The 10,123-nt window shown below is 33.0% G+C and carries 11 protein-coding genes and 1 pseudogene; 8 read left to right on the forward strand and 4 right to left on the reverse strand.

What is annotated here, in order from left to right:
- Positions 1–13: 13 nt before the first annotated feature.
- The 5 genes from Q3V94_RS08120 to Q3V94_RS08140 all read left to right on the forward strand — a co-directional run bounded on the left by Q3V94_RS08120 (position 14) and on the right by Q3V94_RS08140 (position 2,491).
- Entirely contained in the window at positions 14–715 is a 702-nt protein-coding gene (locus Q3V94_RS08120) for a cyclase family protein (RefSeq protein ID WP_303526740.1), read from the forward strand.
- Between the two features lie 105 nt (positions 716–820).
- Complete coding sequence (locus Q3V94_RS08125) at positions 821–1,351, forward strand: hypothetical protein (protein ID WP_303526741.1); 531 nt, start codon at positions 821–823, stop codon at positions 1,349–1,351.
- Between the two features lie 36 nt (positions 1,352–1,387).
- Entirely contained in the window at positions 1,388–1,744 is a 357-nt protein-coding gene (locus Q3V94_RS08130; RefSeq protein WP_303526743.1) for a hypothetical protein, read from the forward strand.
- A 37-nt stretch (positions 1,745–1,781) separates the two neighbouring features.
- Positions 1,782–2,096, forward strand: coding sequence for a hypothetical protein (locus Q3V94_RS08135; RefSeq protein ID WP_303526745.1), 315 nt, complete (start codon positions 1,782–1,784; stop codon positions 2,094–2,096).
- 47 nt (positions 2,097–2,143) lie between these two features.
- On the forward strand, positions 2,144–2,491 hold the full coding sequence (locus Q3V94_RS08140; protein ID WP_303526747.1) for a hypothetical protein: 348 nt from the start codon (positions 2,144–2,146) through the stop codon (positions 2,489–2,491).
- A 7-nt stretch (positions 2,492–2,498) separates the two neighbouring features.
- Here the strand turns inward: Q3V94_RS08140 and Q3V94_RS08145 are convergent, their stop codons facing one another.
- Together Q3V94_RS08145 and Q3V94_RS08150 are read right to left on the reverse strand one after the other, a co-directional pair.
- Positions 2,499–4,253, reverse strand: a complete 1,755-nt coding sequence (locus Q3V94_RS08145; RefSeq protein ID WP_303526751.1) for a PucR family transcriptional regulator — start codon at positions 4,251–4,253, stop codon at positions 2,499–2,501.
- The gene (locus tag Q3V94_RS08150) at positions 4,250–4,396 is read right to left on the reverse strand and encodes a hypothetical protein (RefSeq protein ID WP_303526754.1); all 147 of its coding nucleotides are present in this window, start codon (positions 4,394–4,396) and stop codon (positions 4,250–4,252) included. The genes Q3V94_RS08145 and Q3V94_RS08150 overlap by 4 nt, the downstream gene beginning before the upstream one ends.
- 104 nt (positions 4,397–4,500) lie before the next feature.
- Here Q3V94_RS08150 and speD point away from each other — a divergent pair, with 104 nt between their 5' ends.
- Both speD and Q3V94_RS08160 read left to right on the forward strand, forming a co-directional pair.
- On the forward strand, positions 4,501–5,325 hold the full coding sequence (gene speD / locus Q3V94_RS08155; protein ID WP_303526756.1) for an adenosylmethionine decarboxylase: 825 nt from the start codon (positions 4,501–4,503) through the stop codon (positions 5,323–5,325).
- A gap of 196 nt (positions 5,326–5,521) precedes the next feature.
- Positions 5,522–6,835, forward strand: a complete 1,314-nt coding sequence (locus tag Q3V94_RS08160) for a nucleobase:cation symporter-2 family protein (protein WP_368506513.1) — start codon at positions 5,522–5,524, stop codon at positions 6,833–6,835.
- A gap of 22 nt (positions 6,836–6,857) precedes the next feature.
- On the opposite strand, the gene Q3V94_RS08165 is transcribed toward Q3V94_RS08160, so the two are convergent.
- Together Q3V94_RS08165 and Q3V94_RS08170 are read right to left on the reverse strand one after the other, a co-directional pair.
- Positions 6,858–8,072, reverse strand: a complete 1,215-nt coding sequence (locus tag Q3V94_RS08165) for a DUF438 domain-containing protein (protein ID WP_303526758.1) — start codon at positions 8,070–8,072, stop codon at positions 6,858–6,860.
- 148 nt (positions 8,073–8,220) lie between these two features.
- Positions 8,221–9,720 (reverse strand): carboxypeptidase M32, encoded by a 1,500-nt coding sequence (locus Q3V94_RS08170; RefSeq protein WP_303526761.1) that lies wholly within the window; start codon positions 9,718–9,720, stop codon positions 8,221–8,223.
- A 184-nt stretch (positions 9,721–9,904) separates the two neighbouring features.
- Between Q3V94_RS08170 and Q3V94_RS08175 the strand changes: the two are divergent.
- Positions 9,905–10,123, forward strand: a pseudogene (locus Q3V94_RS08175) (UPF0236 family protein); the annotation flags it as partial.

Here is a 10,123-nt window from a genome sequence, read left to right on the forward strand (position 1 = left end):
TCATTTTTGGGGGGTGTTTTTATTGCCGTTTAGAGTAGTAGATTTATCTCAGGAGATATATCAAGGCATGTCAGTATTCCCAATGCATCAAAAGACATTTATAATGGTTAATATGACACATGAAGAGAATATGAAAGAGACAGGAAGCAAAACATTAGGTTTTTCAGCAAGGAATTTACTTATAAGCGAACACGGCGGAACCCACTGCGATGCCGTTTGGGAATATAAACCAGAAGGTGCAACAATAGAAAAGATGCCTTTAGAATATTTCTTTGGAAGTGCCGTTTGTATTGACGTGTCCTTTGTTCCCGCATCAAGATACATAGAAGTTAAGGACCTTCAAATGGCAATTAAAAATTCAGGGCAGGAAATAAAAAGGGGAGATATAGTTCTTTTATATACAGGACACTATGACAAAAACTTTGGAACCGAAAAATGGCAAACAGAATACACAGGCCTTAGCTATGATGCTGCAAAATTCCTTGCTGAACTTGGTGTTGTAAATATAGGAGTTGATGCACCATCTATTGATCACCCGAATGATTTGGATTTTTCAGGCCACCTTGTGTGTGGAGAATACAATATAACTAATACTGAAAACCTGTGTAATCTTGATAAACTTGTTAACAAAAGATTTTTATACTTTGGCCTTCCACTTAAAATAAGGGACGGTTCTGGATCACCAATAAGGGCAATAGCGCTTTTAGAAGAATAGGAAACCCATTAGGGTTTCTTTTTTTGTTGGTTTATGTAGCAATAAGTAAATGCACCTCATAATGTAATAGTAGGTTAATAAAATTTTTCAATTGGAGGGAAGATTATGGGTTCAGACAAATGTTTTGGCGGTGACTACTTTGACTGGTGTTTTAAAGTCTTATGTGAAGAGGAAAAGGAGGGAAACGGAAACGGTCAAGTAATGCCTTGTGATGTAGGATATATATATAGATTAGAAGGAAGCGATTTTGTAGATTTTGATCAAGGTTCAGCCATTGCATTTCAAGGGGCAGTTTTAAGGGGCGGAATTGGATTTCAAGCATCTTCACCTACTGACATAACCATAAGCTCTCCTGGGCTTTATAAGGTAACATTTTATTTAAACTGCCAGAGCCGTTCAATAGTTGGAATCCAGCTTGTAGTTAACAACACTCCTCAGCCTGTTTTACCTCAATATACCTACAAAAATAATGCTGCAAGCCAGTTTATATACGGTCAAGGTTTAATTGAAATTACTGTTCCAAATACCGTTTTAAGAATATTAGTTTTAAAAGATGTTACCCTCGATAAAACTCAGCAAAATGAACCACAAAGCGTCAATGCATCCGTTCTTATTAAAAAGGTATGCCAAAACTAGTAGCGTTAAGTAAAATAATAATAAGGAGGAATATGTATGTCCCAAAACAGCATCCCAGAAGATGTATTAACTCAATTTGAGAGCATCGATGCCATCGCTGAAGCTGAATCAGGTATTTTAACGTGTTTAAGTAACCTTTTATATAAAGAAACATCCTCCGAGGATCCTACTCCAAGCTCTCCGTCTTTGCTTTACAACATTTATAAGCTTCTAACTGATGATTATAATAATGTTTTGCCTTTAACTCCTGATATCGCATCTTTAATAAAAAAATTGCTTTTAGCTTATGCCTGCAAAGAGTTTGCAATAGCTGAAATTATAAATGCCCTTTCATGTAAGCTAGGATTAGTAAAGGGGCTAGTCCCAGATAATAAGGAAAAATGCTGTTGTTAAGTAAAAAAGCTTAATTTTAAAAAATGGAGGGAATAATATGCCTGCAATAGAACCAAATAATATAGATCTTGAATCTATGGAAGCTATAATGGCTGCCATTGCCAATGAGCTTAAAGGACTTGCATGGCTGTTTTGTAATGTTTTAAAACCATCCCTTGAGCAAACCGTAACAAATCCTGATGATATAAATCAGATTAAAGAACAAATTTCTTTGTTAAAGTCGATTCTCTGCGGCTATACAGTAAAGGAAAAGGCTATTGCTGACATTATTAAAGCCATTGCAAAAAAAGAGGCCGCTGACTTAGGAATGAGTCCTTTTGATGTATGTAAATGTCTAGAGTGTAAAAAATAGCTGCCCATCAGGGCAGCATACATAATCAATTAAAAGGAGTTAAGAATATGGGAATGGACTATCCTTTTGAATCAAAGGAATTTGAAATAAAAGAATCCATAGAGAGCATTTTAAAGTCAGAGGCACAGATAGCTGAATGCCTAAGCTGCCTTTTTTGCAATATTTCTAGTGAATTAAAAAATGTTTATCCCATCGAAAAAAGGGTTTTACTGACAAAACAATTAGTAAATGCCTATGCCTGCAAGGAAAAGGCAATGGCCGATTTAATAAAATCCCTAATCTGCTTTAGCATAATTTCTAATAAAAAGCCATGCAAAAGAAGAGTTGATTTAGAGAGAATTCTTTCAGTTTTAATATTTTTGTTCATTCTTAGAAGAATCTTTTATTGCTGCTAATCACTTTTTAATTTTTAATGACATCCCTTATTTTAAGTGCTAAATGCAGGCAAAGTCTATCGTTTTCCTTTTCAACATCAAGGCCTGTAATTTCTTTTATCCTCTGAAGCCTGTAAAGTATAGTATTATAATGCGTATATAAAACCTCTGACATCCTTTTTAAGTTTCCATTATATTCAAAATATGTCTTTAAAGTCTTTACAAATTCTGTGGATTTTTTGCTATCATAATCGTCTAAAACTTCTATTGTGCTTCTGTAAAAATCCATTATTTCATCTTTTATTTCTTCATTGCAAAGAAGTTTATATACCCCAAGATTATCATATAAAACTATATTTCTGTCGTTTAAAATATCAACCGCCCTAATAGATTTTTGTGCTTCCTTAAAGCTCTTTTCAATATTTTCTATTCCCTTTAAACATCTTCCAACCCCTATTTTATATTCTAAAAAAATTTTTTTGTTAAAAAGGTCTAATACTTCATCCTTGAAGACATTTATTCTTCTTTTTACATCCTCATCCCTTTTAAAGCAAAGCAATATATCGATTTGATCCTTTCGTCCTACCACCAAACCGTTTAGCTTTAATTTTGATAGTATTTCTTCTAATATGTTCGAAAGATAAATATTGTCACTATATAAATTCAAATCAGCTTTTTTATAGCTTCTTTTTATTTTTACTATTATATAGCAGAACATATCTTCTAGACTAAAATTGTAAATGCTAAAGCTACCTTCTGCTTTTTTCTTTCTTTTTTCGTCATTAGAGCAGAGATCTTCAATAAATTCAATTTTATGAGTATTTTCTACCTCCCTCAAGGATAAAAGCTTTAATATTTCTACAGCCATTGTAGTCGAAGCGATCTCCAAAACCGAAAGGTCAAATCCCCCAAGAGGAGTATTCATTGCCCAGGAAAAAATATGACCGTAAATTGTATTTTTAACTACAATAGGCATAACCATTCTTGAAACATTTTTCCCTTGAATTCTTTCTACCGATTCATAGAATTTTTTTTCAAATATCCCTTTGTTTTTGGTGTAAAACTCTTCAAAATTTTTCTTTAGCTTCTCCTTTGCATCCTCTTCAACTCCATCAAGCTTTAAAATATTTTTTTCTGGATAATTCAGTTTAAGAATTAAGGGGTTTTTTATGTTTTCATATACAACGTTTATAATCTCTTCAATACTTCCTCCCTTTAGAATGATATTCATCATACTCTCATGGACATTTTCCAGCCTTTGTAAGAGTATCGCCTGCTTGTTGAAAATCTCTTTAAATATGGGAGTGATTATTTCTGAAAAGGGAGTTGCATAATAAAGATCTATTATAGGAAACGAAATACTATTTGCAAGCTCTATAACAGATTCATCTAATTTTTCTATGTAGGGATAAATTTTAATCCCAAGACCTGAAAGTTTCTTTTGGCTGCAGGATAATATAAACTTTTTTTGAAATTCTACATCATTTGTTAATGCATATGCCGTCGTTAATAAAAGCTCTCCTTCGCTAACCCAATTCAAAATATCTGGATCCGCCATTATATTTACCCTTGAAACTGTATTTTTTATTCCTCCAAACCCTGCGATTATTTTACTTCTTTCCATACATTCCATCTTTAAAACATCCTCTATGGTAATTCCATTTTGCCTTGCCATACCCATCCCCCTAAAAATTTTCTCTATTTGATTAATTATTAAATCTAAAGCATCCGCGCTTACGGTGCCAAGGGCAACTTTTAATCCTTCTTTTATTCCCTTTTTCATGTTTGTTTAATCGATTCAAGCCCAGCTGGATCTAAAGGTAGGGCAAAAAATATCCCCGTTATAAATCCAGTTATTATAGTCGTAATAAGCTTAAAAATCTGATGCATTTTACCACATTCCTTACTTTTAATTTTTATTTTCATTATAATTATAATATATTTTACTATTTAGGTAAAAAATAATTCTTGACAAAAAAAATAGAAGATTTATAATCAATTTCGTCAAATAAAATTTTGAAAACGAGGGGATGAAATTGGCAAAGGAAAATAATGGTAAAATCAAACTATACGGCTTCAACAACCTAACAAAATCATTAAGCTTTAATATTTACGATGTCTGCTATACAAAAAACGATGACGAAAGAAAAAGATACATCGAATATATTGATGAACAATATAACTCTGAAAGATTGACAAAAATCTTAACAGACGTTACAGAAATGATAGGGGCAAACGTTTTAAACATCGCAAAGCAGGATTATGATCCTCAAGGTGCAAGTGTTACTATACTTATTTCCGAAGAGGAAGTTCCACTATATGTTCTTGATCCAAGCTGCAATAAAGGTATTTTAACTCCAACAAGGGAAAACATTGTAGCTCACCTTGATAAGAGCCATGTTACTGTTCATACTTACCCTGAGAGCCATCCAAAAAGAGATATTTGCACCTTTAGAGTGGATATAGATGTTTCAACTTGTGGAACAATATCCCCATTAAATGCTTTAAATTATCTAATAAAAAGCTTTGATTCTGATATAATCACCATTGATTATAGAGTTAGGGGTTTTACAAGGGACATCGATGGCAGAAAACATTTTATAGATCACGAAATTTTCTCCATCCAAGACTATATTGAAGAAGATATTTTAAGAAGATATGATCTTATCGACATGAACGTTTATCAATCAAATATTTTCCATACAAAGATGAAGGTTAAAAACCTTGACCTTTCAAATTACCTATTCGATATTGATGAAAACAGCTTGTCAGAAGAAGAAAAATCAGAAATCCTTAAGAAATTAAATAGAGAGATGACTGAAATATTCTACGGAATAAACATAAACAACGTTTAATCTACGGGCACAATATTTTATATTGTGCCCGTTAATTTTTTATAAACATTTAACACATTCAATATATTGAATTCCCTTTATTTTTTCCTTTTCATCCTTTAAAACAAATTTTACGACATGTTTTTTTGTTAATAAATTACAAACAATTTCATTTAAACTTTAAGTGAAAATTTTTTACTTATGAGGGGGGTATTATATGGGTGAGATTGTTAATCAAACGACAATCAAAAGGAACGAAATAGTTTATAAGGTTGATGACAGACCTCCACTACCTTTAAGCATCGTCCTTGCTCTTCAGCACATCTTGGCTGCCTTTGGAGGAATTGTTGCAGTTCCTTTGATTGTCGGACAAGCAATTGGAGTAAAAATCGACGACCTTTCTTATCTTGTTAGTGCTGCAATTTTTATGGCAGGTCTTGCAACGTTTATTCAAGCAAGAGGAATTGGAAAATGCGGAGCAAGGGTTTCTTGTATGATGGGAACAGACTTTTCATTTGTAAGCGCTGGAATTTTAGTAGGTCAAAACATGGGACTTGCAGGGTATTTTGGTGCAACAATTTTAGGTTCCTTTGTAGAGATTATATTAAGTAGATTCATTAAGCCTTTGATGAAATACTTCCCACCAGTAGTTACAGGAACTGTTGTTACCTTAATAGGACTTACCCTTTTGCCAGTATCCATAGACTGGGCAGCCGGTGGATATGGCGCTCCTGATTATGGAAGCCTTCAAAACATATCAATTGCAATGATAGTTCTTTTAATTGCCCTTTTCTTAAATAAATATGGTAAAGGAATAGTAAGCAGCGCGTCGGTTTTAATTGCCATATTCTTTGGATACATAATCTGCTCTTTCCTTGGTATTTTAGATTTTAAGCCTGTTTTAGATGCAAAATGGATTGTACTTCCAAGAATATTTAAATATGGCGTAAAATTTAGCCTTGTAGGAGTGTTACCTTTTATAGCTCCCTATCTTGTTACAACAATCGAAACTGTTGGTTGTCTTATTGCAATAGGTGAAGCTTCCGAAAAACCTCTATCAAGCGAAGAAGTTTCTGCAGGTATTTTAGCTGATGGTGTTGGAAGTTTTCTTGCAGGATTTTTCGGTGCCGGACCAAATACATCCTTTAGCCAAAACGTTGGGTTAATCCCACTTACTAAGGTTGCAAGCAGATACGTTATGATAGTAGCATCAATACTTCTTATGCTACTTGGTATATTCCCAAAGATTGGTGCCTTAATTGCAATAATGCCAAACCCTGTATTAGGCGGTGCAGGTATTGTAATGTTCGGTATGGTAGCAGCTGCAGGAATTAAAACCCTTTCAAGATGTGAACTAACTACAAGGAATCTTTTAATCCTTGCAGTTTCCATCGGATTAGGTCTTGGTGTTACTGTAAGGCCTGACGTTATATCCCATCTTCCGCAGGCCCTTAAGATGTTCTTTGGCTCAGGTATAAGCACAGGAACTATAACAGCCTTCTTATTAAACATAGTTTTAAAGGATGAATAAAAGGTTGCCACAGGGCAACCTTTTATTCGCTTAATAATCTTTTTTCCCCCTCAAGTTCCTTTATTGGTTTGATATTTTGTGTAACTTCTAATGTCCCTAAATACTCTCCCTTTTCATCCCTTACTGCAAAGTATCGAATATATACATATAAATTCCCCATCCTTATCCAAAAATCTTCATGGTCTTTTTTGCCCGATTTGAAATCGCTAAGCATTTTTTCAACTATATGAACACTTGCAGGTGGATGGCAGTTTTGAACCTTTCTCCCTATAACAGCCTTTGTCCTTGCAAAAATTCTTTCCTTCCCTTGAGAGAAGTATTTAACTACGTCATCTTTATCGATAAAAGTTATATCAAAGGGTAAAGTGTTTAATATATTTAAAAGTTCTTTTGTGCTCAAAAATCCCGTTTCAAATTTGATGTATCCATTTTGAATATCTTCTTTTTCTTCCTTTACAACATTAACCCTTTCTGGAACCCATCTCGCTATTGGCTCTACTAGGCAGTATCCTATTTCATCAGACTCTTGCATAATTTTAATCCATTCATCTTCTGTAAAAGTATCAACAGTCATTGGAAATAGTATATTTTCTTCTTTGAAAATCATTTCTGCTACTTTATTTATTGTTTCTTCAATTTTACTAATTATTTCATCCTTTTCGCCATTGTAGTTCAATAGCATTTTTTTATTTTCTTTAATAAGATCCCTTATTTCATCATCGACTCCCCACATTACTTTCGGTGGTGCAGTTATCCCGTATTTTTCAAGGTATGGAAATATTAAATTTTCTTTTCTTGAATAGTGCTTATCTATATCCCATAGCTCGTTAAATAAAGTTACTAGTTTTAGTGCGTTTTCCTTTGAATCATTGTGCTTAAAATTCTCCATTTCTTCTCTAATTTTATCTAAAAGCTTTTCTATGGCTCTGTTTTCATTAAAGAAGGTATTAACAGGGTGCCCAGGTATATCTTTGGGGTCAGTTGGCCTATGAATTTCCTCTATTGACCCCTTAAACATAGCTGCATGAACATCGCAGAGCCTCTGAACCTCTGTTACCGGCATACCTTCCATTATAAGAGCCTGCTCTAGTTCTGAAATTTCCTTTGCTGAAACTCCTGAGAAAATCCTTTCAAACTTAGATTTAACTTCGTCAAAGGGCTTACCATCATGAAGCTCCATTATAAGTTCCTTTAACACCTTTTGTCTATATTCTCTGTTGTTTATTACCTCGCTCATAATTACCCTTCCTTTCTGGAATTTTTATACTTTTATTTTAACCATATATTAGAAAACAATATGTAACATATGTCACAAACTAAAAAATTTTTAATTAGCACTACTATTATTTTATCCAAATTTAAAAAAATCTGCCCAGGCGGGCAGATTATCTTAATTTTGCTTCTACAATTTTCTCGCACCTTTTTATAAAATACTCCGGATTTAATTTTTCACCTGTTATCTTTTCTATAAGCTCTGATGGTGTGTATAAAGAACCATATCTGTGAATATTTTGATTTAACCATGACTTCATGCTTAAAAAGTCACCGTTTTCTATTCTTTCATAAAAGTCTGGAATATCCTTAAGTATTTTATTTAATATTTGGGCACCATAAAGGTTTCCTAGTGCATAGGATGGGAAATATCCTATCATCCCTCCTGACCAGTGGACATCCTGCAATATTCCTTCACTATAGTTTTGCACTTCAACGCCAAGATAATCCTTATATTTTTGATTCCATATCTTTGGTAGCTCGTCAACATCGATATCTTCGTCCATCATAAGCTTTTCCATTTCATATCTTATAATTATATGCAAACTATATGTTATCTCATCAGCATCAACCCTAATTAAGGATGGCTTTATGGAGTTTACTGCATCGTAAATATCATCTACAGAAAGCCTTTTTAGCTCTGGGAAAAGATTTGTAACATCAGGGTAGATATTTTCCCAAAATTCCTTTGACCTTCCTATTATGTTTTCATAAAATCTTGATTGGGATTCGTGGATACCCATCGAGGTTCCAGTCATCAAAAGTGTTCCTTTTAAATCTTTAGATATATTTTGTTCATATATTGCATGTCCCATTTCATGTATATTGGATAAAAGACCTGTTATAAAATTTTCTTCATCATATCTTGTTGTTATTCTTATATCATTTACCCCTAATTCTATAGTAAAAGGATGTGCACTTTCATCTATTCTACCTGAGGATAAGTCATATCCTAATTTTTCTGCTATTATCCTTGCAAATTCCCTTTGCTTTGTTATCGGATAATGTCCTTTTAATATATGGTCTTTAGGTTCATAGTTGGCTTCCTTTAACTTCTTTAATAAATTTATTATGGCATCCTTAAGGGGCATAAATATCCTATCAAGCTCCTCTTCCGTCATTCCCATTTCGTAGTTATCAAGAAGGGCATCGTATCTTTTTTTCTTATATCCATAAAGTTCAGCAAATTGTTTGTTATAACTTATTATCTTTTCAAGGTAGGGCTTAAAAAGGTTATAATCTCCCTTTTTCTTTGCCTCCTCCCATACGCTCTCTGCAACTGATACTAAATTTACAAACTCTACATAAAGTTTTTCTGGGATTTTCATAGTCCTATCGTATTCTTTTTTTAGCTTTCTTATTGATGCACTTATTATTTCATCAAGATTTTCACATGTTGAAAAATATTCTATAAATTCCTTAACTTTGTCCGATGTGATGAGCTTATAATGCTCTCCTGCCAAAAATCCAGCAACTTCCCCTCTATAATTGACAGCATTTTGAGGAATGTTTACCCTCATATCCCAATGCACAAGACCTAATAGGCTATTGAGATACTCAATCTTAGTTAAATATTCTTTAAGTTCCTGCTTTTTTGCATCTAAATCACTCACATTATCCCCCCCTAAAATTTTACAGTATATATTTTAATTATGCCTGTAAATATTTTCTAGGTCAAGAAAGAAATCATAGTGTAAAATTATTGTAGGACGAAAAAGGACAAAAAATTTAAAAGAGACAACCCCTGTGGTAAAATAAAAAGTGGAAAAAACACAAATCAATAAGGGGGTGTCTCTTTTGAATAATATTATACAACATGATATTATACAACAACATTTAATAAATTTCACTACTAAATTAATAAAAAATGTAGAAGAAATGCTGTCAAAAGAATGGGATTTTACAAAACTTGTTGAGGTAGTTAAAGAATCGACTGATGAACTTGGAAGGAATATAATAAAAGACTTTTTAGAAGAATTAGATAAAGCGATTAAAGAAGATGATAAGAGAAAAAAG

The organism is Caloramator sp. CAR-1, from assembly GCF_030546345.1.
GTDB lineage: Bacteria > Bacillota > Clostridia > Clostridiales > Caloramatoraceae > Caloramator > Caloramator australicus.

Bases quoted from the DNA above. Each gene is read 5' to 3' on its own strand.
- Q3V94_RS08135 (WP_303526745.1), top strand. From the start codon at position 1,782: ATGCCTGCAATAGAACCAAATAATATAGATCTTGAATCTATGGAAGCT.
- speD (WP_303526756.1), top strand. From the start codon at position 4,501: ATGAAATTGGCAAAGGAAAATAATGGTAAAATCAAACTATACGGCTTC.
- Q3V94_RS08160 (WP_368506513.1), top strand. From the start codon at position 5,522: ATGGGTGAGATTGTTAATCAAACGACAATCAAAAGGAACGAAATAGTT.
- Q3V94_RS08165 (WP_303526758.1), bottom strand. From the start codon at position 8,072: ATGAGCGAGGTAATAAACAACAGAGAATATAGACAAAAGGTGTTAAAG.
- Q3V94_RS08130 (WP_303526743.1), top strand. From the start codon at position 1,388: ATGTCCCAAAACAGCATCCCAGAAGATGTATTAACTCAATTTGAGAGC.
- Q3V94_RS08145 (WP_303526751.1), bottom strand. From the start codon at position 4,253: ATGAAAAAGGGAATAAAAGAAGGATTAAAAGTTGCCCTTGGCACCGTA.
- Q3V94_RS08125 (WP_303526741.1), top strand. From the start codon at position 821: ATGGGTTCAGACAAATGTTTTGGCGGTGACTACTTTGACTGGTGTTTT.
- Q3V94_RS08140 (WP_303526747.1), top strand. From the start codon at position 2,144: ATGGGAATGGACTATCCTTTTGAATCAAAGGAATTTGAAATAAAAGAA.
- Q3V94_RS08150 (WP_303526754.1), bottom strand. From the start codon at position 4,396: ATGAAAATAAAAATTAAAAGTAAGGAATGTGGTAAAATGCATCAGATT.